This window comes from Burkholderia sp. KBS0801 (genome assembly GCF_005937855.2).
In the GTDB taxonomy this organism is placed as follows: Bacteria; Pseudomonadota; Gammaproteobacteria; order Burkholderiales; family Burkholderiaceae; genus Burkholderia; species Burkholderia ambifaria.
In genome coordinates, this window is sequence record NZ_CP042178.1 from 2,260,638 (window position 1) to 2,285,908 (window position 25,271).

At 67.6% G+C, this 25,271-nt stretch carries 23 protein-coding genes; 12 read left to right on the forward strand and 11 right to left on the reverse strand.

Annotated elements, in window-relative coordinates:
* Window positions 1–33 precede the first annotated feature (33 nt).
* The 3 genes from FFI87_RS26995 (at window position 34) to FFI87_RS27005 (ending at window position 3,538) form a co-directional block, all read left to right on the forward strand.
* Window positions 34–846: a nucleotidyltransferase domain-containing protein gene (locus tag FFI87_RS26995; RefSeq protein WP_105788678.1), complete on the forward strand. Its 813-nt coding sequence runs from the start codon at window positions 34–36 to the stop codon at window positions 844–846.
* A gap of 195 nt (window positions 847–1,041) precedes the next feature.
* The gene (locus FFI87_RS27000) at window positions 1,042–2,196 is read left to right on the forward strand and encodes a DUF1176 domain-containing protein (protein WP_105788679.1); all 1,155 of its coding nucleotides are present in this window, start codon (window positions 1,042–1,044) and stop codon (window positions 2,194–2,196) included.
* 58 nt (window positions 2,197–2,254) lie between these two features.
* Window positions 2,255–3,538 (forward strand): XAC2610-related protein, encoded by a 1,284-nt coding sequence (locus tag FFI87_RS27005; RefSeq protein WP_249180303.1) that lies wholly within the window; start codon window positions 2,255–2,257, stop codon window positions 3,536–3,538.
* A gap of 37 nt (window positions 3,539–3,575) precedes the next feature.
* On the opposite strand, the gene FFI87_RS27010 is transcribed toward FFI87_RS27005, so the two are convergent.
* Window positions 3,576–4,244: an O-methyltransferase gene (locus FFI87_RS27010; protein ID WP_105788680.1), complete on the reverse strand. Its 669-nt coding sequence runs from the start codon at window positions 4,242–4,244 to the stop codon at window positions 3,576–3,578.
* 132 nt (window positions 4,245–4,376) lie between these two features.
* Here FFI87_RS27010 and FFI87_RS27015 point away from each other — a divergent pair, with 132 nt between their 5' ends.
* On the forward strand, window positions 4,377–5,672 hold the full coding sequence (locus tag FFI87_RS27015) for an O-acetylhomoserine aminocarboxypropyltransferase/cysteine synthase family protein (RefSeq protein WP_012365463.1): 1,296 nt from the start codon (window positions 4,377–4,379) through the stop codon (window positions 5,670–5,672).
* A gap of 442 nt (window positions 5,673–6,114) precedes the next feature.
* On the opposite strand, the gene FFI87_RS27020 is transcribed toward FFI87_RS27015, so the two are convergent.
* A complete protein-coding gene (locus tag FFI87_RS27020; protein ID WP_012365462.1) occupies window positions 6,115–6,915 on the reverse strand; it encodes an SDR family NAD(P)-dependent oxidoreductase in 801 nt (266 codons plus the stop codon).
* A 75-nt stretch (window positions 6,916–6,990) separates the two neighbouring features.
* Here FFI87_RS27020 and FFI87_RS27025 point away from each other — a divergent pair, with 75 nt between their 5' ends.
* Entirely contained in the window at window positions 6,991–7,593 is a 603-nt protein-coding gene (locus FFI87_RS27025) for a TetR/AcrR family transcriptional regulator (protein WP_012365461.1), read from the forward strand.
* 216 nt (window positions 7,594–7,809) lie between these two features.
* On the opposite strand, the gene FFI87_RS27030 is transcribed toward FFI87_RS27025, so the two are convergent.
* Window positions 7,810–8,067, reverse strand: a complete 258-nt coding sequence (locus FFI87_RS27030) for a hypothetical protein (protein WP_138850080.1) — start codon at window positions 8,065–8,067, stop codon at window positions 7,810–7,812.
* 301 nt (window positions 8,068–8,368) lie between these two features.
* Between FFI87_RS27030 and FFI87_RS27035 the strand changes: the two genes are divergently transcribed.
* Window positions 8,369–8,653: a DUF4148 domain-containing protein gene (locus tag FFI87_RS27035; protein WP_138850079.1), complete on the forward strand. Its 285-nt coding sequence runs from the start codon at window positions 8,369–8,371 to the stop codon at window positions 8,651–8,653.
* A 154-nt stretch (window positions 8,654–8,807) separates the two neighbouring features.
* Here the strand turns inward: FFI87_RS27035 and FFI87_RS27040 are convergent, their stop codons facing one another.
* The 6 genes from FFI87_RS27040 to FFI87_RS27065 form a co-directional block, all read right to left on the reverse strand.
* Window positions 8,808–9,998 carry a phosphotransferase enzyme family protein gene (locus FFI87_RS27040; protein WP_138850078.1) on the reverse strand — a complete coding sequence of 397 codons (1,191 nt, stop codon included), beginning with the start codon at window positions 9,996–9,998 and terminating at the stop codon, window positions 8,808–8,810.
* 36 nt (window positions 9,999–10,034) lie between these two features.
* Window positions 10,035–10,646 carry a nicotinamide riboside transporter PnuC gene (gene pnuC / locus FFI87_RS27045; RefSeq protein ID WP_012365457.1) on the reverse strand — a complete coding sequence of 204 codons (612 nt, stop codon included), beginning with the start codon at window positions 10,644–10,646 and terminating at the stop codon, window positions 10,035–10,037.
* A gap of 59 nt (window positions 10,647–10,705) precedes the next feature.
* Complete coding sequence (locus FFI87_RS27050) at window positions 10,706–12,937, reverse strand: TonB-dependent siderophore receptor (RefSeq protein ID WP_138850077.1); 2,232 nt, start codon at window positions 12,935–12,937, stop codon at window positions 10,706–10,708.
* Window positions 12,938–13,419: 482 nt separating this feature from the next.
* Window positions 13,420–13,623 (reverse strand): DUF2970 domain-containing protein, encoded by a 204-nt coding sequence (locus tag FFI87_RS27055; protein ID WP_006750787.1) that lies wholly within the window; start codon window positions 13,621–13,623, stop codon window positions 13,420–13,422.
* Window positions 13,624–13,744: 121 nt separating this feature from the next.
* Window positions 13,745–15,799, reverse strand: coding sequence for a pyridoxamine 5'-phosphate oxidase family protein (locus FFI87_RS27060; protein WP_138850076.1), 2,055 nt, complete (start codon window positions 15,797–15,799; stop codon window positions 13,745–13,747).
* Between the two features lie 39 nt (window positions 15,800–15,838).
* Complete coding sequence (locus tag FFI87_RS27065) at window positions 15,839–16,483, reverse strand: glutathione S-transferase family protein (protein ID WP_012365454.1); 645 nt, start codon at window positions 16,481–16,483, stop codon at window positions 15,839–15,841.
* A 127-nt stretch (window positions 16,484–16,610) separates the two neighbouring features.
* On the opposite strand from FFI87_RS27065, the gene FFI87_RS27070 reads away from it, so the two are divergent.
* Both FFI87_RS27070 and FFI87_RS27075 read left to right on the forward strand, forming a co-directional pair.
* Window positions 16,611–17,549: a LysR family transcriptional regulator gene (locus FFI87_RS27070; RefSeq protein ID WP_138850075.1), complete on the forward strand. Its 939-nt coding sequence runs from the start codon at window positions 16,611–16,613 to the stop codon at window positions 17,547–17,549.
* Window positions 17,550–17,684: 135 nt separating this feature from the next.
* Complete coding sequence (locus FFI87_RS27075) at window positions 17,685–17,948, forward strand: hypothetical protein (protein ID WP_011660332.1); 264 nt, start codon at window positions 17,685–17,687, stop codon at window positions 17,946–17,948.
* A gap of 220 nt (window positions 17,949–18,168) precedes the next feature.
* On the opposite strand, the gene FFI87_RS27080 is transcribed toward FFI87_RS27075, so the two are convergent.
* Window positions 18,169–18,810 (reverse strand): TetR/AcrR family transcriptional regulator, encoded by a 642-nt coding sequence (locus FFI87_RS27080; protein ID WP_229203004.1) that lies wholly within the window; start codon window positions 18,808–18,810, stop codon window positions 18,169–18,171.
* A gap of 101 nt (window positions 18,811–18,911) precedes the next feature.
* Between FFI87_RS27080 and FFI87_RS27085 the strand changes: the two genes are divergently transcribed.
* From FFI87_RS27085 to FFI87_RS27095, 3 genes are read left to right on the forward strand one after another with little or no spacing between them, the layout of a single operon-like run.
* A complete protein-coding gene (locus FFI87_RS27085) occupies window positions 18,912–19,838 on the forward strand; it encodes an SDR family NAD(P)-dependent oxidoreductase (RefSeq protein ID WP_138850074.1) in 927 nt (308 codons plus the stop codon).
* Entirely contained in the window at window positions 19,835–21,397 is a 1,563-nt protein-coding gene (locus FFI87_RS27090) for a flavin-containing monooxygenase (RefSeq protein ID WP_138850073.1), read from the forward strand. The genes FFI87_RS27085 and FFI87_RS27090 overlap by 4 nt, the downstream gene beginning before the upstream one ends.
* A gap of 7 nt (window positions 21,398–21,404) precedes the next feature.
* Window positions 21,405–22,391 (forward strand): alpha/beta fold hydrolase, encoded by a 987-nt coding sequence (locus tag FFI87_RS27095; protein WP_138850072.1) that lies wholly within the window; start codon window positions 21,405–21,407, stop codon window positions 22,389–22,391.
* 54 nt (window positions 22,392–22,445) lie between these two features.
* On the opposite strand, the gene FFI87_RS27100 is transcribed toward FFI87_RS27095, so the two are convergent.
* Entirely contained in the window at window positions 22,446–22,844 is a 399-nt protein-coding gene (locus FFI87_RS27100) for a carboxymuconolactone decarboxylase family protein (RefSeq protein ID WP_012365448.1), read from the reverse strand.
* Between the two features lie 372 nt (window positions 22,845–23,216).
* Here FFI87_RS27100 and FFI87_RS35395 point away from each other — a divergent pair, with 372 nt between their 5' ends.
* Complete coding sequence (locus FFI87_RS35395) at window positions 23,217–25,271, forward strand: collagen-like triple helix repeat-containing protein (protein ID WP_144594398.1); 2,055 nt, start codon at window positions 23,217–23,219, stop codon at window positions 25,269–25,271.

A 25,271-nucleotide genomic window follows, 5' to 3' on the forward strand; every position in this document is an offset into this window, starting at 1 on the left:
GCGGCCGCGCACAACGAAAAGGAAACGACAACAATGAAAACGGAAAATTTGACACCCGTGCGAAGCGCGCACCCGGTCGATCCGGCCGTACGGGCGCGCGTGATGGTGGAACTTGCGGAAGTCGAACGCCGCCACGATGTGAGCGTGCTGTTCGCGTGCGAATCGGGCAGCCGCGGCTGGGGCTTCGCGTCGCCGGACAGCGATTACGACGTGCGCTTCGTGTATGCGCATCGACGCGACTGGTACCTGAGCGTCGAACCGCAACGCGACGTGATCGAGCGGCCGCTCGACGACGAGCTCGACGTCAGCGGCTGGGAACTGCGCAAGGCGCTGCAGCTGCTGCGCCGCTCGAACCCGACGCTGCTCGAATGGCTCGACTCGCCCGTCGTGTATCGCGAAGATGCGCGCTGGGCGCCGCGGCTCAGGTCGCTGGCGTCGGCGTTCTTCTCGCCGGTGCGTGGGCGTCACCACTACCTCGCGATGGCGAAGAAGAACTTTCGCGGCTACCTGCAAGGCGACACGGTGCGCTACAAGAAGTACCTGTACGTGCTGCGGCCGCTGCTCGCGGTGCGCTGGATCGACATGGGGCTCGGGATGCCGCCGATGCGCTTCGCGGATCTCGTCGCCGGCACCGTGCACGAGCCGGCGGTGCGCGCGGAACTCGACGCGTTGCTCGCGCTGAAGATGAGCGCGAACGAAAGCGAATACGGGCCGCGCCGGCCGGCGATCCATGCGCTCGTCGAAACGATGCTCGCCGATGCCGAACACGATCGCGAGTACAAGCGGCCGTGGGGCGACGTGGCGATGCTCGATGCGTTCCTGCGTGACGTGGTCGACGATCGATGAAAAAGGGAATGGCGCGATGCCGGTGGGCGTCGCGCCGTTTTCATATGCCGGTATTCGACAACCGTCACATGAATCGCCATCGTAGCGGCGGTATACTTGATGCCGTCCGGCCGCGCCCGATCCGCATCGCGCACCCGCGATGCGCGTGCAACCGGACATCCGCCGTTCGCCCCGTCACCGCCGATACGAACCGTTATGTTTCGTCATCTCCCGCTTGCTGTCGCCATCACCCTGCTCACCGCGTCGCTCTCTGCCACCGCGCGCGATCCCGCGCAACATTCGGTGGCGCGCGACTTCAAGAACTGGTCAGTTGTTTGCGACAACGCGAACCGCTGTGTCGCCGAAGGCGGCAACGACGACATCGACGACACGCGCACCAGCATGATCGTGCGACTCACACGCGATGCCGGCGCCGACGCGCGAGCATCGCTGGAAATCTTCGCATCGGCGCCGCTCGACCTGCGCACCGCGCGGGCGGACGGTCAGCCGTTCGACGCGGTGCCGGCCGAGTGGCACGCAGTCGCCAGGACGGGCAACGAAGATGGCGACGTCTATCCGTTCCGCATCCGCACCAGCGACCCGACGACCGTCGACGCGTGGCTGACCATGTCGCACAACGCACAGATGGTCAGTTTCGGCGACCCGGCCGCCGCGCGCACACCGCGCGTCTCGCTGTCGGGGCTCAATGCCGCGCTGCTGCTGATCGACGACACGCAGGGCCGCATCGGCACGGTCACCGCACTGCTGCGCAAGGGTACGCGGCCCGCGTCGTCGGTGCCCGCCGCGCCGGCGTTGCCGCCCGCGCCCGTCCCTGCACCGCGTGTAGCCGACCTCACGCCCGCCGAACAACGTCCCCTGGTCGACGCGGTGTTCGAAAAATTCAGCGGCAACGTGAAGCGTTGCGTGGCCGATGCCGGCGACGAAATGTCGGCGCTCGATCGCCGCAAGACGGCGTCGGCCATCGCGATCTCGACCACCGACGCGATCGTGTCGATCCCGTGCCAGACGAGCAGCGCGTACAACCATACGGACCTCTGGTATCGCGTGCATCGCAGCGCGCCGTATGCGCCGACGCCGCTGGATTTCGGCGAGCACGCGAGCGCGGGGCTCGATCCGGCATCATTCACGAATCAGCTGACCGCAGCAAGCTACGATCCCGCGCGTGCGATGCTGTCGAGCCTCGACCGCGTGCGCAGTGCCGGCGATTGCGGATCGAGCGCGTCGTGGGTGTTCGACGGCCGACGCTTCGTGCTGAACGACGTCGCGATGCACGGCGCCTGCAACGGGTTGTTCCAGGATCAGTGGCCGCGGCTGTATCGCACGGCGGGTTCGACGAATACACGCCCCTGACGCCAACGCTCCCGGGCATCCAGGTCGGCAATCAACAACAATCCCGAGGCTCCGAGCCATGCAACCTTCCTCCCGCGCGTGGGTGCGTCGACGCGTCGACGCGATTTTGCTCGCGTCCGTCTCCATCCTGTTGGCGTGCGCGCCCGCAAGCGCGGCGACCGCATTGACGGCTGCGCGCGCCGAGCCCACGGTCGAATTCCCGGTGTGGTCCGATGCGTGGGCCGGCACGCTCGGCAACCGGCATATCGAGGTTGCACTGTCGCGTGTGGCCGACACGCTGTCAGGCACGTACTGCTATGCGCCGTGTGCGGCGGACACACGCTATCGCCTGTCGCTGAAGGGATCGTTCGGCACGCAGGGGGCATCGCTGTCGGAGCGCGACATCGGCGCCGTATCAAACCCCGATCGCGTCACGGGTACGTGGAAGATGGACCGCTTCGTCGAGACGGCATCGGGCACGTGGACCTCGCCGGACGGCAAACGCACGCTGCCCGTGTCGCTCGCCAGAAAGCACGATGGCAAGCGATTCCCCTATGACGTCCGCCTCGTCGCCAATGCGCTGCCGGGCGACGGCTCATGCGACGACACCCCGCACGTCACCGCGATTCGGCTCTATGACCATGCTCGCCTCGTGCAAACGCTCGAGACCGATTCACAAGGCACCTGCGGCATATTCACGCCTGAATTCGTCGACGTGAACTTCGACGGCTGGCCCGACCTGATGCTCGCGCAGTCGATGGGCGCCGGTCCGAACATTCCGTACCAGATGTGGATTTTCAATCCGAAGACGCGGCGCTTTGTCGATGCACCGCCTACACTGCAGGCGATCACCTCACCGTCGTTCGATCCCGTACACCGGATCATTTGGGCGAGTTGGCGCGCGAGTGCCGCCGAGCACGGCGTGACGACTTACCGCTGGCAGGGCAACGATGTGAAGGAAATCGACTCGGCCACCAGTTATCTGCTGCCTGTGCTTGATGGGAACACGCGTCGCTATTGCTATATGGTGCCCGACTACGGAGACGGCTTCATCTCATTCCCGCAACGCATCGAGCAAACTGCTTCCGGCGTCCTGCGCTCTACTCTGCCCGCTCCAAAGGACTGCGAAACCGACGACTCGCCGTTCCCCGCGCGCACGTATATCGATGTCTGGAAGGCGGCTCCTGCCGGTCACGCACCGACGCTCGTCCGCACGGAAGCTGTCAAATGGAAGCCGGCGCCAACGCGGGCGGGCCGGAAGTTCTGCCCGGAAGTGCCGTTCTACGATCACGGCACGATCCGCCGGATCCTGCTGCGCGACGATCCCGACCAGTGCAGCGATACGGATCCGGACAAGGGCTAGCAGGTTGCATGCCCTTGCGACGTCACGCAGCACCACATCACCCGCCGACGATCGAGATCGAGAACCCGTCCCAACCCTTCTGCCCGACCGTCTGCACGGCCGTCGTCGTGAGGTTCGGGTCGGCCACGAGACGCGCGAACCCGTCGCGCACGCCGACCACGTCGGGCTCGCGATTGTCCGGATCCGCCACGCGGCCGCCACGCACGACGTTGTCGACGACGATCACCGTGCCGGGCCGCGACAGCTTCAGCGCCGCGTCGAGATAGACCGGGTTGCTGTCCTTGTCGGCATCGATGAAGATGAAATCGAACGGCGCTTCACCCGCATCGACGAGCCGCGCGAGGCTGTCCTTCGCGCTGCCGACCACCACCGTCACGACTTCCGCGAACCCGGCACGCGCGATGTTCCGCGTCGCGACTTTCGCATGCTCGGGGTCCAGTTCGAGCGTCACGAGCGTGCCGCCTGGCGGCAACGCGCGCGCGAGCCAGATCGTGCTGTAGCCGCCGAGCGTGCCGATCTCGAGAATCCGGCGCGCACCGCGGATCGTCGCGAGCAGTTGCAGCAGCTTGCCCTGGTTCGGCGCGACGTTGATCGCGGGCAGCCCGGCCGCGTCGCTCGCCGCCAGCGCCGTGTCGAGCACGTCGTCGGACGGCACGAGCGTCGCGGAGAAATACGCATCCACCTGGTTCCAATGATCCTGATTCATTGCGCACCCCTTGTTTGCGGAAAAGGCATTTTATGCGCCGCGCCACCATAAGCAACAAACCAATCGTTCTAAGGGTAGCCGCGCACGTCCTCCTATAATCGCTCGACCACCACAACAACAGACGGAGCACCCATGACCGATCAGGCCGCATCGAACTGGCGCCTCGAAACCATCGCCGTGCACGGCGGTTATCGCCCCGACCCGACCACGCGCGCGGTCGCGGTGCCGATCTATCAGACCGTTGCGTACGCATTCGACGACACGCAGCACGGCGCCGACCTGTTCGACCTGAAGGTCCAGGGCAACATCTACACGCGCATCATGAACCCGACGACGGACGTGCTCGAGCAGCGGATCGCCGCGCTCGAGGGCGGCATCGGCGCACTCGCGCTGGCGTCGGGCCAGGCGGCCGTCACGTACGCGATCCAGACGATCGCGGAAGCCGGCGACAATATCGTGTCCGCCAGTTCGCTGTACGGCGGCACCTACAACCTGTTCGCGCATACGCTGCCGCAATACGGGATCACGACGCGCTTCGCCGATCCGCGCGACCCCGCATCGTTCGAGCCGCTGATCGACGCGCGCACGAAGGCGATCTTCGCGGAATCGGTCGGCAACCCGCTCGGCAACGTGACCGACATCGCCGCGCTCGCCGACATCGCGCATCGCCACGGGATCCCGCTGATCGTCGACAACACTGTGCCGTCGCCGTACCTGCTGCGCCCGTTCGAACACGGCGCGGACATCGTCGTGCACTCGCTGACGAAGTATCTCGGCGGCCACGGGACGAGCCTTGGCGGCGCGATCGTCGATTCGGGCAAGTTCCCGTGGACGCAGCACGCGGACCGCTTCAAGCGGCTCAACGAGCCCGACGTCAGCTATCACGGCGTCGTCTATACGGAAGCGTTCGGGCCGGCTGCCTATATCGGCCGCGCGCGCGTCGTGCCGCTGCGCAACATGGGCGCAGCGATTTCGCCGTTCAACGCGTTCCAGATCCTGCAGGGCATCGAGACGCTCGCGCTGCGCGTCGAGCGCATCAGTGACAACGCGCTGAAGATCGCGCAGCATCTCGCGCGCCATGAAAACGTCGAATGGGTGAACTACGCGGGACTGCCCGATCACCCCGACCATCCGCTCGTCGCACGCTACCTGTCGGGCCGCGCGCCCGGCATCCTGACCTTCGGCGTGAAGGGCGGCCGTGACGGCGGCGCGAAGTTCCAGGACGCGTTGAAGCTGTTCACGCGGCTCGTCAACATCGGCGACACCAAGTCGCTCGCCACGCATCCGGCCTCGACGACGCACCGCCAGCTATCGCCCGCCGAACTCGCGAAGGCTGGTGTGAAGGAGGAAACCGTGCGCCTGTCGATCGGCATCGAGCATATCGACGACCTGCTCGCCGACCTCGACCAGGCGCTCGCGCAGGTGTGATCCGAAGCGGGCGTGCCGACACGCCCGCTTTCGATTGTGCGACGACAGTTTCGTCACCGATCGAAGACGAATCACGCGAGTCGCACCGCGACGCATTCGCCGCTGCATGACAAAAATTTCATGTTCCGATCAGCTTCGCGATGGGTCGCTTCGATACGATCGACAACGTGACGGGCAATGCCCGTTACACCCACGCAAGCGATTCGCTGCCGCACGGCACGAACACGCGTTAGGCCCGGACACGTGAAGTGCCGGGCTTTTTTTTGGTTCATCGCGGATTACGGGGGGAACGCTGGGGAGGAACGTCGGCGTTCGGCCAATTGCCGTCATACACCTGGTTGCTGCCTCGGACATTTAAACGATGGATTCCGACCGTTAGCGCTCCTTCGCCTCGCAGGAGTTCTCGGATTGCCAGCCATGATCGCCCTCTTTGCATGTCCGATCAGAACGCAGAGCGGATCGTGCCACCATCGACGCGGATCGTTGCGCCGCTCACGTAGTCGGCATATGGGCTTGCGAGATAAGCAACCGCCGCCGCGATCTCTTCAGGACGGCCAAGGCGGCCGACGTCGTTGGGCACCATGTCGCGAACGCAGCCGCGCTCAATCTCCTCCCACGTCCGACCCCATCCGTGCTGCGGAGCGATGTTCTCGAGCAGCTCCCTGACGGCCGGCACGAGAATCACGCCGGGTGCCACAACATTCGAGGTCACGCCGGAGTCCTTGAGGTCGCGCGCCAGCGAAACAGCTAGGTTGTGCCTGGCGGCAAGCGAGGCGTTGTAGTCAGGCTGCATCGAGACCGGCTGACCGGCGAGTCCGCCGCCGATCTGAATCACGCGGCCCCACCCGCGCTCGCGCATGGCTGGCACCAGCCGCTGGATCATGCGCACGGCGGACAGGACGTTGACCTCATAGGTCTCCATCCACTTGTCGGGTAAGGCAGTGCGCCAGTTCAAATGGTGATAATAGCCAGCGTTATTGACCAGTATGTCGATGGTTCCACCTTCGGTCGCCTTGGCAACCACGGCATTGGCGCCTGCATCGGTTGCCAGATCGCCCAGCGCGACTTCGGCATGGCCGCCTGCCACTGTGATCGCTGCCGCGACCGCCTCTGCACGATCACTGCTGCGGCCATGCACAACCACTGTTGCACCCTCCGCAGCCAGCAACTTGGCAATCGCCTCACCTAGTCCGGCCGTCGATCCCGTCACCAGCACGCGCTTTCCCCTCAGATTCAGATCCATGAGTGTTTCCCTGATCACATTAAATTTATACAATCGTATACTTCCATGCTCAAAAAATCTACAGGTGTTTAATTAATGAAGACGCTGGGCAAAAAAGGCGCGGCTACCCGCGAGGCGATCCTCGCATCCGCGCGACAGGCATTTACGCAATCGGGCTACGATGTCGGTGTACGCGAGATCGCTGAGAACGCGGGAGTCACCGCGATGCTCGTGAATCGTTATTTCGGGTCCAAGGAACAGCTGTTCGAGGAGGTAGTCGACCTGGTTCTTTCGGCTCCGGGCATCCTCACGCGGGAAGTGATGACGAACGCGTCTGACGTATCGACGCTATGCCGCGATGTTGCTGCCGCGCTTGTGGCGAAGACGGCACCGGACATCACGTCGATGGACGGGTTTCTCATCATGCTGCGATCGGCCAACAATGAGCAGGCCACAGCCATTCTGCGCAGGAAGTTTGAAACGCACTTTGCCCGACCGTTATCTGAGCTGCTGCCCGGCGAAGAAACCTCGCAGCGGGCCGCGATGTTTCTAGCCGTCATTGCCGGCTTCCAAGTCATGCGACAGGTCGTCGAGATGGCCGCATTGGCGCAAGCCAAACCGGATCAGTTGGAGCGACAACTAGAGGCGCTCTTCGGGTTGCTGATTATCGGAACTCCGATCAAGCACTTGACTGGCTGAAGTGTTGCGATACATCGCGCGGGGTAACACCAAATCGGCGGTAGCGTTGGTGGGAAGAGCGGGAAAGGGCGGTGCAAATATTGCCTAATGGCGGGTATGGCACATGTTTGAGCCATCCGCGCATAAATGCCTGGCTGACCGCGAAGGGTCGGCAAGCGACGTCTCCGGAAATCCACGAAGAACTTTTTTGCACGGTCTTTCACGCGGCCGCGGTATTCAGCGCGCGACGTTGCGCTGCGGAAACAGGCACGGATGCATCTTCACGTACAGGTTCCGATTGCCGCAGCGATGTCCCGCGTAGTCGACCTGCTCGCCTGGCATCAACTGGCCAGCGGCGGGCTTTGCTTTTGGCGCGCTGGTCAATGCGACCGGTCTGGTGTCTGGGCGCACGGACGCGCAGCCTGCGAAAAGCGGGACGAGCAGCGAGATAACCAGCATGACGAGGCGCGACGAGCGGACAAACAGGCGATTCATTTGGCGAACGAATGGAAGAGTCGTGACGGGCTCGTCCGCTGTCGAGACTCTCGCGGCGAACGATGCGCATGCCAGCGGCCGGATCGCATATCGGCGGCAACGCGCCCGACATGTCCAACGCTGATTGACTGCATCTTCCGCTTTGATCCCGCCGCATGCATGACCCGGACATGACGATTGCGTCACGCGGGCCATCGCGCAATCTGACGCACTTTTCATCTTCCGATCACGGTCACGCCCGGCTGCTTTCGCATACTGAATGCATGGATCGCCACCCGGCGGCCTCGTCAAGGAGAGCTCCATGCAAACGACAAAACTCACGGCACTGTTCGTCACCGCCACGCTGTCGCTCGGCATCACCACGCAAGCCGCATTCGCGCAAACGCAAGCACAAGGCAAGACCCGCACGGAAGTCATCAACGAACTGAAGCAGGCGCAACACGACGGTGTGGTGCCGACGAGCAAGACGCAGTACCCGCCGACCACCGAGATGATCTCGCGCAACAAGGAACTTCACGTGATTTCGATGCATGCCGGCGAGAAGACGCCGCAGCCCGACCATCACGACAGCCTCGCGACCCGTTGATGCCGGTCAGGCGCGTGCGCTGCCCGGCGATCGCGGGCAGCGTCCCGCACCGGAGATCAGGCAGGTTCAGTGAAGGTGCGGGGTGACCGCCGCACGGCAGAAAGATGAGGTTCCGGCAGTCGGCACGCGTGCCCGAAGAGGTCCGGCTCGCGCGTTACACGCTCCCCCGCTTCGCACGCCGGAGCTGCACCAGCCACTCGAGCAATTGCCGCCCGTCTCGCTCACCAAACCAGCGCGCGTGCCCGATCAGATAACCGTCGTACGCGACATCGACGATCGCCGGCGCGTCGATGATGCACCCGAAATACGCGACCTCCGACAGCGCGAACTCCGTATGCACGATCGGCAGCATCGCGACCAGCGCCGCATACGCGTCGTCGCTCAGCGGTTCGAGCGATTCGTAGCCGTCGAGCAGCGCATCGATGTGCGCGTATTCGATGCGCCGCGCGTCGGGCGGCGCCATCCAGTCGATCGTGTTGCGCTCGATCGCAAGCGCGACGTCCATCACCGCGCAGGTGCGGTCGGACAGGCCGAAGTCGAGCACGGTGCGCACCTGCGCGCCGGGGCCGGCGCCGGTCCACAACAGGTTCGACGCATGCCAGTCGCCGTGCGTCCACAGCGGCGGCAGCGCGGGCAGCAGCGACACGAGGCGCGCATGATACGGGCCGATCGCATCCGCGACATCGCCGCGCCAGTCGCGCGTGCCGAGCGCGCGCACCAGCAGCGGCTGCGCGTCCACCCAACGTTCGAGCGCGCCAGCCAGATCATCGGACGACAGCACGCGGAAACTCGACAGCAGCGTGCGCACGGGTCGCGCCGGCGCGTCGTAACCGGCCGACGCGCGATGCAGCTCGGCGAGCGCGCGGCCGGCCGCGTAAGCGTGCGAAGGATGCGTGAACGGCTGCCACGACATCACGCCGCGATACGCGTCGACGCCGGGTGCGACCACATGTACCTCGTACGTCCAGTCGCCGCACGCAAAAGCCGTCGCGCCGTTGCGATCGGCCAGCACGTCCACCACCGGCATCCCGCGCGCGCGCAGATGCGCGATGAAACGATGCTCCTCCTCGAGCCCCGCGACGTCGCGCAGGCTCACGTGATGACGCTTGACGAACAGTGCGCGCCCGTCCGTCATCCGCACCAGCGTGGCCGCCGCGAACTGACGCGGACTGTGCCACGTCAGCCGCGCCGGTTCGCCGGCACCGTCGATGCGCGCGAGCAGCGCCGCCACCTCGTCGGGCGTCATCAGCGGCCAGTCGCGTTCGGCCTGCTCGCCGTCGACACCGAACTGCGGCGGTGCGACGTCCGGCGATAGCGGCCCGTCCGGCTCGAGGGGAAATGACATGAACGACGTAGCTCCGTAGTTGAATCGGCCCGTGAATCAGCTTGCCGGATTCGCACTCGCGCGCAGCGCGTCGGCCGTCCTGCTCCAGTCGCGCCAGCCGACGACGGCGAGCGCGATGAACAGCGCATAGAGCCCGGCCGTCAGATACAGTTCCTTGAACACGAACATCCCGACGTACACGACGTTCACGACGATCCACAGCCCCCACGACGCGATGTAGCGTCGCGCGGTCCAGTATTGCGCGACGAGGCTGAACGCGGTCAGCGACGCATCGACGAACGGCAGCGCGGCGTCGGTCCAGCGCGCCATCATCCCGCCGAGCAGCGCGCTGCCGACGACGGCCGCGAGCAGGTCGGGCAGCATCTGCCGCGGCCGCACGCCGGCGACGGGTGCGACGTCGCCTGCCGGCGCCGCGCCGCCGCTTGCCTCCAGCGTACGCTGCGCGATCCAGCGGCGCCAGCCGTACACCTGCAGCACCGCGAACGCGCCCTGCAGCAGCATGTCGGAATACAGCTTCGCATCGAAGAAGATCCAGCCGTACAGCGCGACCGACGCGAGCCCGACCGGCCAGCACAGCATGCGCCGCTTCGCGGTCAGCCAGATCGCGAGCGCGCTGACGATCACGCCGGCGATTTCGAGTGGGGACATCGTCCGTGTTCTCCTGGTTAGCTGCCGGGGCCGCGTATCACGCGGCCGGATCCGGTCGATCAGAAATCATAAGTCAGCGACACGCGCGCGGTGCGCGGCGCGCCCGGGAACAGGTACGCGTCGCCCTGCTGCTCGCCCGCGTCGCGCCAGTAGAACTTGTTGAACAGGTTGTCCACCGACACGCGCAGCACCGTGCGATGGCCGCCGATCTGCGTCGTATAGCGCGCGCCGAGATTGAACACGAACCACGACGGCACGCGCGCGGTGCCCTCTTCGTTCGCGTTGCGGCCCCCGCTGTACTCGACGCCGCCCAGCATGTTCAGGCCCGCGACGCCCGGCACCGCGTAATCCGCGTACAGCGACGCGCGCAGCGCCGGCACGTTGATGATCTGGTGCCCTTCGTACGCCGGCGAACCCGAATCGTACGCACGCGCGCGAATCGCCGCGACGCTGGCCGTCAGCGACAGCCGCTCGGTGAGCCGCCCGGCCGCGCCGAGCTCGATCCCCTGATGGCGCTGCGTGCCGCGCTGCACGAACGTATAGCTCGTGCCGGACGCATCGGGGTCGGCGAACTGGAACGGCTTGCTGATCGAGAACACGGCGGCCGTCAGGCTGAGCCGGTCGAGCCAGTCGTATTTCGCGCCGAGCTCGAACTGGTGCGATTCGACCGGCGGCAGGAACGCATACGCGTTGGTCGCGCGCACCGGCGCCTGGTCGCCGAGCGACAGCGCCTTGCTGTACGACGCATACAGCGACAGCACGTTCACCGGCTTGTAGACGAGCGCGACCTGCGGCAGGAACACCGAGCGGTCGGTGTGCGTCGCGTCGCCGTCGAGGCTGCTCCAGCTGCGCTGGCGCAGCAGCACCTCCTTGCCGCCGGCGAGCACCTGCCAATGCTCGCCGATGCTGATGCGATCGAGCCCGAACACGCCGTACTGCCAGGAATCGAGCTGCGGATACGACGGCCCGGCCGTGTTCGGCGACGGCGCGAATGCGACGTCGGGCCCGTAGATGTTCTCGCTGCCGACGTAGTCGTACACGGCGTTCGCCATGTGCACGACGCGGCGCTGCACGCTCACGCCGAGCGTCAGCTCGTGGCGCAGCGGGCCCGTCGCGAACTTGCCCGTCGTCACCGCGCGCAGGTCGTCGTTGCGGCGGTATTCGCCGGGGCTGCGGAAGTCGTACACGTCGTAGTCGCCGTTCGCGCCGAAGAAGAACGGCGACGTCGCGCCGGCCGCGCAGCTCGGCGCGTAATAGCAGCCGTACGCGAACGCGCTGTTGTCGTCGATCATCGTGCGACTGCGGCCCGCGGCGATGTAGGCGTTCCAGTCGTCGTTGAATCGGTAGTCGAAGCGCGCGTTCAGGTTCAGCGCGTCGGTCGTCACCGGCTTCGCCCACGGCTGTGTGCCGAGCGCCTTCGACGTCGTGTTGACGGACGGTACGACGGTGCCGCCGAGCAGCTGGTAGCCGGGTGCGGAACGCTGGATCCACTGCTGGAATTCGGCGTTGAACTGCAGGCTCGCGCGCGGGCTGATGTCCCAGTCGGCGGCGATCGAGCCGAACGTGCGCCGTCCGTTCGTGCCGTCGATGTACGAGTGCATGTTCTCCTTCGCGGCATTGATCCGGAATCCGAACTGGCGGCCGGGGCCGAAGCGACGGCCGAGATCGACGGCCGCCGATGTCGAGCCGCGGCTGTCGACGCCGGTCGTCACGCTCGCGACGTTCGCCGAGCGCTTCGTCACGAAGTTGATCACGCCGCCCGGCGCGACCACGCCGCTGTCGATGCCGGCCAGTCCCTTCAGGATTTCGACGCGCTCCTTGTTCTCGAGCGGCACGTTCTGCTCGCCGGACACCGTCAGCCCGTCGATCCGGATCGCGCTCGCGAGATCCAGCGGGAAGCCGCGAATCGCGAAGCCTTCGAAGTAGCCGACGGGCGCGTAGTCGTTGACGACCGACGCATCGTTGCGCACCACGTCGCTCAGGCGCTTGGCCTGCTGGTCGTCGAGCTGCGCGCGCGTGACGACGCTGACGGAGGCCGGCGTGTCGCGCAGCGGCGCGTCGTCGAGCCCAGCGACCGACGCTTCGCGCGCGCGAAACGCGCCGCCGCGCTCGCCGCTGACCGCGATCGCCGGCAGCGTCGCGCTGGCGGCCGCATCGGCTTCGGGAGCCGGCGCGTCGCCCTGTGCCGCGGCGGCCTGCGCGGCGAAAAGCGTGATGCCGAGACCGACGCCCACGCCGACCTTCGCGCGCCGCCGCCGTGCGGGCGACGCTGTTGTTCTATTCACCGTCATTGTTCTGGATGGAAAACTCGCCACTCGACCCTGTCGAAACACGTTATACCGCCGCGAAGCGCGGCCTCGCGCATGACCCGGCGAGCCGCCGGACACGACCGTCGGCACGACATTCACCGGACGAATCTGACGATCCGGCCGCTTGCGTGCCGATCGATCGGGAATGCGCAGGATGGGACATCGGATGCCGGTGACGCGCCGGGCGCCGACGCGGCGGCCGATCCGTGGATCGGGTGCGTGTCGGGCGGCCGGCTATGCCGCGCGGTGTCGTCATGCAGGGGACGCTTCGAACGCCCCGGCGCGGGCGCCGGGCATTTGCGTGCGCCGTTCGTCGGAACGGCGGAATGCCCGTCGCACGCGACATCGCGGCGTGGCGCGCATTTTACCCCGGGCGGGGCTGGCGGCCGGAGAATCGGCCGAAACGGAAGGCGGGAAGCGGGAGGGGAGCGCGGGCATCACAGCCCGCGTGATTCGGCGAGCGCTCAGAACCCCTGCATCGTCACCGTCGGATCGACGACCAGATGGACGACGCCGTAGATCACCGCGCCGACCAGCACCGCGAGCACGATCGCGACGAACGGCAGCAGCGTGAAGTTGACGTTCGCGAGATCGGACGCGTGCGCCTTGCTGTTGCGTACGCCGAAGAAACTCCACAGAACCAGGCGGATCATGCTGAACAGTTTCATGATGTTGCTCCTTTCCTCTATCGGTTGACGCTATCGTCGATCCGACAGGCCTCCTGAAAAAGAAGCAGTTGCGGGCGTTTTTTGCGCAGCACGCGCTGTGCGACCGCATGCCGCACGCACGTCAGCGGTCGAGCACGAGCGGCTCCGTGGCCCCTTCGGCAGGCTGCGCGACGCACAGCAGCGCGCAACCGGGCTCGACCGGCGCGTCGTGCGACTGCACGTAATCGACCGCCCCGGACAGCACGCGCGTTGCACACGTGCCGCACGACCCCGACCGGCATTCGGACGGCACCGCCACGCCCTGACCTTCCGCGAATTCGAGCAGCGTGCCGTCGGCGGCCGTCCACGCGGCGTCGCGCGCGGAACGGCGGAACACGACGGGCACGCTCGCCACCGACGGCGCTGCCGCGCCGCGGGTCGCACTGCGCACGACACTCGACGGCCCGAACGCCTCGAAGCGGATACGCTCGTCCGGCACGTTCAGCGCACGCAATCCGTCGTACAGATCGCGCATGAACGCGGACGGCCCGCACAGGTAGAAATCGTAGTCGTCGAACGGCAGGATGCGCTTCAGTTGCGCGACGTCGATGCGACCCGGCCGCGCCGCGCCGTCGCGCTGCGGCCGGCTGTCGAACCAGTGCAGCGACACGCGTGCGTCGGTGTCGGCGATGCGCGTCAGTTCCGCCGCGAACGGCCGGTCGGCCGTATCGCGCGCACCGTGCACGAACACGATGCGGCGCGACGGCGTGTCGTCCGCCAGCGCGCGCCGCAGCATCGCGAACATCGGTGTGATGCCGATGCCGGCCGACACCAGCACGGCCGGACGCGGGCTCGCGATGTCGAACGTGAAGCGGCCGCGCGGCATCTGCGCATCGAGCGTCATCCCGGCATGCGCGTGGTCGTGCAGCCATGCCGACACGCGTCCTTCGCGCTTCACGGTGATCCGGTAACGCGGTGCGCCGGGTGCATCGGAGAGCGTGTAGCTGCGGATCGCGGGCGCGTCGCTGTCCGGCAGCGCGATGCGCAGCGTCAGATGCTGGCCGGCTTCATGGGCCGGCAACGCGCCGCCGTCCGCCGGTTCGAAATGAAACGAGCGGATCGCGCGCGCTTCGTCGACGATCTTCGCGATGCGCAGCGGACGCCAACCGGATGGCGATGCGGATGCAGGCTCCGAAGCCGCCTGCGCACCCGCGTTCGCCGAACCCTCGGCCATCGCCGCAAACTGCGGCGCCCGCTCGGGCGCCGACCACCGGAACGGCAACGCGCCCCGCGTGCGCCGCACTTCGTGCACATGAAACCGCACGACCCGCTGCGCGCCGTCGAACGACGCGACGAGCGGCCCATCCCACACGATCTCCGCCCGTGCGGCGACATACAGCACGTCGCCGCTGTCGAAATCGATGAAGAGCAGCCCCGCGCGCGGATCGTGCTGCAGGTTGCCGAGCGTGTTGAAGAAGCGGTTGCCGCTGAAATCCGGCGTCGTCAGCGTGCACGCGTCGTCGACGCGCACGAAGCCCGGCATGCCGCCGCGATGCGACACGTCCGCGCCGCGCGCGGCGCCCGCATCGGCCGACGTGTTCGCACTCGCGACGAAGAACGTATCGGCCTGCGCGAGCAGCGCGCGATCCGCGTCGCTCAAGCGGTCCGACACGTCGGCCGCGCCGGACGCATCGCCTTCCCGCGCCACGAACGTGGCTTTGCGGCCCTGGATGTACTTCGCGCAGTTGCCGAAGCTCTGCTCGACCGAGATCGTCAGCGCACCGCCGTCGACCGCACGCACGACGCCGTTCACGCGATTGCGCCGGCGCGTGTCGAACTCGATGCCGAGCCCGCCGAGCGGCGCACCCGGCTGCCACGCCCCGGCCAGCGGATCGCCGGGCAGCGCATCGCCGTCGATGTGCAGCGTGCGCGCGTCCGGCGCCGTCACGAAGCCGGGCATCCCGACCCGCAGCGTAGCCCACGGCTGGCCGTGCGCGTCGACGCCGCCGAGCACGAAGAACGGCAGCTGCGCAAAAAACGTCCGGTGCTGGTCCGGCATGAAGCGCCGGATCCCGCGCCGGCCGGCCGCGCCCGCGGCGGCCGTCACGCCCGCGCGCAGCTGCACGGCGAGCTCGCCCGCATGAAAAGGCGCAACGTCGAGTTCCCAGCCCGGTACGGCGGCGGTCGGTGCAGTCATCGCGTTTCTCCCGGTAAAGACGTGTCGTGGCGCTTCGCGTCAGGCGGCGAGCAGGCCGGCACGGGTCGTCGGCATGCCGACGAAGCCCGGCAGCGCCTCGACGCGCGCGAGCCACGCCCGCACGTGCGGATACGGTTCGAGCGACACGCCGCCTTCCGGCGCGTGCGCGATGTACGTGTAGGCGGCGATGTCGGCGATCGTCGGCTGCGCGCCCGCGGCGAACGGCTTGCCGGCGAGTTCGCCGTCGATCACGGCGAGTATCTTCGCGGCGGTGCGCTTGGCCGCGTCGTGATCGAGCGGCGCGTTGAACACGGTGACGAGCCGCGCGGCCGCCGGCCCCGATGCGATCGGCCCGGCCGCGTACGACAGCCAGCGCTGCACGGTCGCCGCGCCTGCCGCATCGTCGGGCAGCCAGTGCGCGTCGCCGTAGCGCTTCGCGAGATAGACGAGGATCGCGTTCGAATCGGCGAGCACCGTGCCGTCGTCGTCGATCACCGGCACCTGGCCGAGCGGATTGACTGCGAGGAACGCGGGTTCGCGCTGGGCGCCGGCCGCGAGGTCGACGTCGACGATGTCGGACGGCAACCCGAGCAGCGACAGGAACAGCCGGACGCGGTGCGCATGCCCGGACAGCGGGAACGAATAGACACGAACTGGACGGGCGGGCTTGCTGGCGGCTGGCATGGAAAGGCTCCTGGATCTCGCGCCGCCGGGAATCGGCGACGAACAGCCCCCAGCGTAGCGCTCGCCGTTCACATGCAGAAGGCGGATAATCGCTGAAACATTATCCTTTCCCATAGGACAATCAACGATGGCCGATCTGCGCGACGTGAACCTGAACCGGCTGGCGATCTTCGTCGCGGTGGTCGATGCCGGCTCGCTGACGGCCGCGGCCGAGCGGCTCGGCCTCGCGAAGACGGTCGTCAGCACGCACATGCAGCGCCTCGAATCCGAAGTCGGCGCGAACCTGCTGGTCCGCACCACGCGGCGGCTGAGCGTGACCGATGCGGGGCGCGCGTTCTACGACGCGTGCCGCGACATCGTGCGCGCGACCGAAAGCGCGCTCGACGCGGTGTCGTCCGACGCGGGTCCATTGCGCGGCACGCTGCGCGTGAGCGTGCCGATCGACTACGGCGCGCTGGTCGTCGCGCCGGCCATCGTCGCGCTGCGCGATGCTCATCCGGGGCTCGATGTCGAACTGATCGCGAACGACCGCGTCGTCGATCTGGTCGCGGACAACCTCGACGTCGCGATCCGCCTCGGCCGCCTCGCGGATTCGAACCATCGCGCGGTGCAGCTGGGTCAATACGAGAAATGGGTGGTGGCGAGCCCCGCGTTCGTCGCACGGCATGGCCTGCCGCGCGATCCGGACGCACTCGCCGCGCTGCCGTTCGTGATGCTGTCGACACCGTCACGCCCGCATACGCTCGAACTCGACGATACGAGCGGCGGCCATGCGTCGGTGCGCTGCACCGCGCCGGTCGTGTCGAACACCGCGACGGCCTGCCGCGCGATCGCGCTCGCGGGCGGCGGCTTCGGGTTCCTGACGGATTTCTCGACCGCGGAGGACATCGCGGCCGGCCGGCTCGTCCGGCTGCTGCCCGCCTGGCGCTCGGCGCGGGCGGGGATTCATGCGGTGTATCCGTCGACGCGGTTGCCGTCGCGGAAGGTGCGCGCGTTCATCGACGCGATGAAGGCGCGGATCGCGGCAACCGCGCCGGCGGCAACGGATTTTCTCGCGCCGAATTAATCGCGCCATTTATTCACAAAAAATCTCATATTGATTTTCGAGATTTTCATCTAACCTTATTCCCGGTAATGCGCGGAATCGCGTTTTACCGAAACGCTTCAATTCTCCGCCTTATTCCAATCAAGGAGTTTGAACATGCAAACCGCCGCAATTTCCTGGGGAACCACGCCGTCGATTCGCGTCTACACGGCCAACGGCAACAAGATCACCGAGCGCTGCTACGACGGCTCCAACTGGTACACCGGTGCGTTCAACCAGGCCGGTGACAACGTGTCGGCGACGTGCTGGCTGAGCGGGAGCGCCGTGCATATCCGCGTGTATGCGACCAGCGGGGGCTCGACCACCGAATGGTGCTGGGATGGTGATGGCTGGACCCGGGGCGCATACACGGGCTTGTAATCTCGCGGTGCACGAGCGCGACACCTTTCGCGCGCGGGGCCGGCGCAACGTCAATTTTCATTGGCGTGGCGCCGGCTTGTTTCATTTAAATTCGATTATCAATATTCAACAGGCCGGAAAATCAAAAATGAATATAGCCAATGACAATTCGGTGAAATTCTGCGCCTTGTTAATATCGATCCCCACCCGTTAATTACGAATACGGATTGCGCGCGAGAATTTACCCCTCTTCCCGCAACGTGCCCAGCAGCACTTTCCTGCAACTCGCGACCATCTGCGCCTCCGGATCGCGATAGTCGGTGAGCAGCCATGCCGCGCCGACGTTCGTCATCGCGCCGACCAGCGCGAGCCCGACGAGCCGCTGCTCGGTGCGCTCGGCGGGCGTCACGGCCTCGCGCGCCGCGCCGATCGCCATGATCAGCTTGCCGAAGTCGATCAGCATCCGCTGGTAGGTCATGTCGGTGTCCGCGCTCACGCCCATCACCTCGAGCAGCAGCACGCGCGCCGCGCACGGGTCGCGCAGGAAGCCGAAGAACGCGGCAAGCCCTGCGTCGACGCGCTCGCGCAGATCGCCGCCGCGCTCGGCCACCGCGCGCTCGACCGCGTCGTGCAGTTGCTGCGCGTGATGCAGATAGGTGCAGCGCAGCAAATCCTCCGTGCTGTCGAACGCCGCATAGAAATAGCGGTCGTTGAGCTTCGCTTGCTGGCAGATCGACCGCACGGTCGCCTTACGAAAGCCGACCGTGCCGAACACGCGCGTCGCCGCGCGGATCAGCGCGTCGCGCCGCTCGGCGGCGCGCACCTCGGGCGCGACACCGCCGTACGCGCGCCCCCGTTTTTCCGTTTCGAGTGCTTTCTCCATTTCGCTATTTGACATCATGACACCCGAAAACTAAAGTGGTGACGAATATCACCACAATAAGCACGCCGCCGGCGCAGTGCAAGCGGAACGGGAGGAAGACGATGAAGAGTTTTTCCGGCAAGGTCGCCGCGATTACGGGCGCCGCCTCCGGCATGGGCCGAAGCCTCGCGGTCGAGCTCGCGCGGCGCGGCTGCGAGGTCGCGCTCGCCGACGTCAACGATGTCGGGCTCGCCGGCACGGCGGCCGCGTGCGGCAAGCACGGCGTTCGCACGAGCATGCGGCGGCTCGACGTCGCCGACCGCGACGCGGTGTTCGCGTGGGCCGATTTCGTGCGCGCCGAACACGGCAAGGTCAACCTGGTCTTCAACAACGCTGGCGTGTCGCTGGCCGCGAGCGCCGAGACCGCGCGCATCGCCGATCTCGAATGGATCGTCGGCATCAACTTCTGGGGCGTCGTGCACGGCACGCAAGCGTTCCTGCCGCATCTGCGCGCGTCGGGCGATGGGCACGTAATCAACACGTCGAGCCTGTTCGGGCTCGTCGCGATGCCGACGCAGAGCGCGTACAACGCGACCAAGTTCGCGGTGCGCGGCTTCACCGAGGCGCTGCGGATGGAGCTCGAACTGGACGGCGCGCCGGTCAGCGCGACCTGCGTGCATCCGGGCGGCGTCGCGACCGGCATCGTCGACGCGAGCCGCGTCGACACCAGCATCCACGCGCTCACGGGCCAGGACGAAGCGACCCACCGCCGCCAGGCGAACCGCCTGATCAACGCGACGACGGCCGACGACGCCGCGCGGCAGATCCTCGCCGGCGTCGAGCGCAATGCGCGCCGCGTGCTGGTCGGCGCCGATGCACGGCGCCTCGACCGGATCGCGCGGCTGCTCGGCGCCGGCTACCAGCAGCTGGTGTTGCGCCACGTGCGCCGCGCCCGCGCACGCAATCTGTGCCCGAAGGCAGCGGCCGCGGCAGAACGCATGCACGCGCAGGCCGCACGCCCGACTCCACCGACCAGGGACCTCACATGAGCTCGACGACGACCGACCGGCGCGACGCGCCGTCCGCCTGCGGCGACAGCCGCGACCTCGACGTGCTGATCGTCGGCGCCGGCCTGTCCGGCATCGGCGCCGCGTATCACCTGAGAAAGCGCTGCCCGTACGCGAGCGTCGCGATCGTCGAGGCGCGCGATGCGATCGGCGGCACCTGGGACCTGTTCCGCTATCCCGGCGTTCGTTCGGATTCCGACATGTTCACGCTCGGCTACAGCTTCCGCCCGTGGCACAGCGACAAGGCGATCTCGGACGGGCAGACGATTCTCGACTACATCCGCGACACGGCACGCGCGTACGGCATCGACAAGACGATTCGCTACGGCCAGAAAGTGGTCGCGGCCGACTGGGATTCGAACCGCGCGCGCTGGACGGTGCGCATCGAGCGCACGCGGGACGGCACGGTCGACACGCTCGTCTACACGTGCCGCTTCCTCTACATGTGCAGCGGCTACTACGACTACGACGGCGGCTACCTGCCCGACTGGGCCGGCATGGAATCGTTCGAAGGCCGCATCGTGCACCCGCAGCAATGGCCGCAGGACCTGTCGTACGCGAACCGGCGCGTCGTCGTGATCGGCAGCGGCGCGACGGCCGTCACGCTGGTGCCGTCGATGGCCACCGACGCGAAACACGTGACGATGTTGCAGCGCTCGCCGACCTACATCGTTTCGCTGCCCGCGCGCGACAAAATCGCGAACGCATTGCGCCGTGTGCTGCCGTCGCGGCTCGCGCACCGGCTCGTGCGCGTGAAGAACGTGCTGCTGACGATGTACCTGTACAACGTGTCGCGCCGCAAGCCCGAGCGGACGAAGCGCTTCATCATCCGCGCGGCCGGCAAGCAGCTCGGCCCCGACTTCGACGTCGCGAAGCATCTGACGCCGCGCTACATGCCGTGGGACCAGCGCGTGTGCCTCGTGCCGAACGGCGACCTGTTCAAGGCGATCCGCGCGGGCCGCGCGTCGATCGTCACGGACGAGATCGAACGCTTCACGCCGACCGGCCTGCAGTTGAAGAGCGGCCAGCAGCTCGACGCGGACGTGATCGTCACCGCGACCGGGCTGAAGGTGAAGATGCTCGGCGGCGCGCGCGTCACGGTGGACGGCCGCCCGGTCGACTTGCCGCAGACCGTGTCCTATAAAGGAATGATGTACAGCGACGTGCCGAACCTCGCGTCGTCGTTCGGTTACACGAACGCATCGTGGACGCTGAAGGCCGAGCTGATCGCGCGCTACGTATGCCGGCTGCTCAACCACATGCGTGCGAACGGCTACGACACCTGCGTGCCGCGGCTCGGCGCCGGCGACCTCGGCGACGTGCCGGCGGTGAACCTGAGCTCGGGCTACATCCAGCGCGCGGCCGGCATCCTGCCGCGGCAGGGGCACCGCAAGCCCTGGAAATTCCATCAGAACTACGTGCTCGATCTCGCATCGCTGAAGTTCAGCGGACTCGCCGATTCGGCGATGAAGTTCGAACGCCGCGCGACAGCCGGCCCGGCCGCCGCGCCAGTTGCCGAACCTGTACTCGAAACCCGTTGAGGCCGACATGAGCCATACGCTTCATCTGATCCAGAACGTGCTGCTCGGCGTTGTCGTGGTGCTCGCCGTGCTCGCGCTGTTTTCCGGCTTCATCGCGCGCCGCGTGACGCGCGCGTTTCCGCCCGAAGGCCGCTTCGTCGACATCGGCGGCGATCGCATCCACTACGTCGAGTACGGCAGCGGCCCGCCGCTCGTGTTCGTGCACGGGCTCGCCGGGCAGTGGCGCAACTTCGCGTACCTGCCGCTCACGCGGCTCGCGCAGCACCATCGCGTGATCCTCGTCGACCGGCCCGGCGCCGGCCGCTCGCTGCGCGGCGCCAGCTCGCAGGCGAACGTGTTCGCGCAGGCCCGCACGATCGCCGCGTTCCTCGACGCGCTGAAGCTCGACCGGACGGTGCTCGTCGGCCACTCGCTCGGCGGCGCGATCGCGCTCGCGGTCGGCCTCAACCATCCGGAGCGCGTGAGCCGGCTCGCGCTGATCGCGCCGCTGTCGCACGACCAGACCGAGCCGCCGGCGCCGTTCAAGCCGCTGATGCTGCCGTCGCCGCTGGTGCGCCGCTTCGTGTCGTGGACCTTCGCGGTGCCGCTGACGATCCTGACCGGCCGCAAGGCCGTCGACCAGGTGTTCGCGCCGGAAGCCGTGCCGCGCGACTTCCCGGTAAAGGGCGGCGGTTTGCTCGGGCTGCGGCCACACGTGTTCTACGCGACGGCGACGGACCTGCTGTCGGCGCCCGTCGACCTGCCCGCGATGGAGCGACGTTACGCGGATCTCACGCTGCCGGTCGACGTGCTGTACGGCCGCGCCGACCCGATCCTGAACTGGCGCGTGCACGGCGAGGCGCTGGCGAGCAAGTCGGCGCGCGTGCGGCTGACGGTCGTCGAAGGCGGACACATGCTGCCCGTCACGATTCCGGACGCGACCGCGGACTGGCTGCTCGAGGTTGCCGCCGCGCCGGTCGACGTGCCGGCGCAGGGTGCGCACGTCGAGCATTGAGCGTCATCGGGTAGACGGCGCGCCGGCGCTGCGGGGGCGGGCACCGCGCGTCGGTCACGCTTCGTCGTCGGGCAGCGACAGGCCGAGTTCCGCGATCACCTCGCGTGCGCTGCGGAACGCTTCGACCGCGGCCGGCGCGCCCGCGTACAGCGCGCTGTGCAGCAGCACCTCGCGGATCTCGACGAGGCTCGCGCCGTTGTTGAGCGCGCCCCGCACGTGGCCCTTCAGCTCCGCGCTGCGCCCCAGCGCCGCCAGCATCGCGCACGTGCAGAGGCTGCGCGTCTTCAGGTCGATGCCGCCGCGCTGCCAGGTGCTGCCCCATGCGTGCTCGTTCAGCCAGTTCTGCAGCGGACGCGAAAATCCGTCGAGGTCGCGCATCGCGCGCTCGACGAATGCGTCGCCCATGACTTCGGCGCGGCGCGCCTTGCCCTGTTCCCTGTCCTGTTCGCTCATGTCGGTTCCTGTGTGAAGTCGCTGCCGCTTCGGCGCCGGCCGCGGCCGGGCGGGTTCGCGTCATGTTCGCGGCGCGCGGGCGTTTCGTCAAAGAGGCGGCGTTCCGGTCGCGGCCACCCCGCGTTGCGTCGCGTCGCGTCGGGACGAACGCTACGTAACATCGCGCCGCGCGTTACGGCGCCTTACGGGAACATCACAGCGGGCGGATTGGCGCACTTGGTATGCCCGTCTCGCGAAACCGCCATTCCTCCGTTTAAATCGCGCCGATATTTCCGATTTCCGCAACAAAGCGCCGGTGCGTCGCGCGAAAGATCCCATGGCGCGGAATTTGCAGTAATGGCCCTCGGCACAACTTCCAATGTCGAGGGCACCATGCACCATTACTTCAAGAAAACGACGGTATCGCTGGCCGTCCTGTCGCTCGTCACACTCTACGGCTGCGGCTCGGTCGACGGGCCGGTCACGCCGTCGGTCAAGCCGAGCACGTCGGGAACATCCGGCATTTCGGGGACTTCGGGGACTTCGGGAGCATCCGGGAACACCTCGACGGGGACGTCCGGCGGCGGTAGTTCCGGCACTTCGGGTGGGGGGTCGTCGGGAACGTCGGGAGGCGGTAGTTCGGGGACTTCGGGCACTTCCGGCACCTCGGGTACATCCGGTACGTCGGGTACATCCGGTACGTCGGGTACATCCGGTACGTCGGGTACATCCGGCACGTCGGGTACCTCTGGTACCTCGGGCACTTCCGGTACCTCGGGTACGTCCGGCACCTCGGGCACGTCCGGTACCTCGGGTACTTCCGGTACGTCGGGCACCTCCGGTACCTCGGGCACTTCCGGTACGTCGGGTACGTCCGGTACGTCGGGCACCTCCGGTACCTCAGGCACGTCGGGCACTTCCGGCACGTCGGGCACCTCCGGTACGTCGGGTACTTCAGGTACGTCGGGCACTTCGGGCACTTCGGGTACTTCGGGTACTTCGGGTACTTCGGGTACTTCGGGTACTTCGGGTACTTCGGGTACTTCGGGTACTTCGGGTACTTCGGGTACTTCGGGTACTTCGGGCACTTCGGGCACTTCGGGCACCTCCAGCAACGTCACCCCCCTCGGCAACGTCCTCCAGCAAACCGGCACGCTCGTCACGGCATTGGGCACGACGGTCGCGAACGGCGGTAGCCAGATCGGCGGCGTGCAGGTCCCCGGCACGAGCCCGACGACGGCCACCAGCATCGGCAACGCCGTCACGAGCCTCGGCAACGGCGTGCAGTCGCTCGGCAGCGGCGTCGCGGCCGGCCTCGGGTCGATCGGCGTGTCGCCGAACCCGCTCGGCCCGACGCTCACGTCGACCACCGGCCTGCTGACGGGCGCCGGCGGCGCGGTCAACAACCTCGGCAACGCGGTGACGAGCCTCGGCAGCGGCCCGCTGTCGCCGCTCGCGCCGGCCACGACCCTGGTCGGCGATCTGGTCAACACGGTCGGCACCGCGGTCAACTCGACCGCATCGGCGCTGAACACGGCGCTGAACAGCGCGCCGGTCCAGCAACTCGAGACGCAGCTCGGCAGCGTGATCAACCCGATCACGAACACGCTGACCGGCGGCGCCACGACGCCGGGCGCCACGCAGACGCTCGGCAACGCAACCCTCCTCGGCGCCCCGCTCAGCGGCCTGCTGAGCACGCTCGGCAGCGGCCTCGGCCTCGCCGGCTCGCAGGTCGGCAGCGCGACCGGCAACCCGGTCGGCACGAGCGCCGGCGGCAGCGTGTCCCAGCTCGGCAACACGGTGGCGTCGGCCGGCGGCCTGCTGTCAAGCGGCAGCTCCAGCAGCGGCACCAACCCGCTCGCACCGATCACCGGTCTGCTCGGTACGCTGACGGGTGGCCTCGGCGGCGGCAGCAGCTCGAGCGGGTCGGGCGGCACCAGCGGAACGAGCGGCACGAGTGGTACCAGCGGCGGCCCGCTCGCACCGATCACCGGCCTGCTCGGCACGGTGACGGGTGCGCTCGGCGGCCTCGGCTCGAGTGGAACGAGCGGAACGAGTGGCACCGGCGGCACCAGCGGCTCGGGTGTCGGAGGTCTGCTTGCGCCGGTCACCGGCCTCGTCAACTCGCTGACGCCGCTCGGCGCCAGCCTGACCGGCACGGTCACGACGCCGGGCGGCGGCCTCACCGGCACCCTCGGCGGTGCGCTGACGAGCGGCCCCGTCGGCACGCTGACGGGTTCGCTCACGTCGCCGGCCGGCGCGTTGGGCGCGCTCGGCACGGCCAGCCCGAGCGGCGCGGCCGGCACGGTGACGACGCCGTCCGGCAGCAGCGTCGTCACGACCGGCCTGACCGGCAGCTCGACCGGTGCCGCGGGCGGCACGAACAACCTGCTCGCGCCGGTGACGAACCTGCTCGGCGGCCTGCTCGGCGCCACCCCGAAGAAGTAA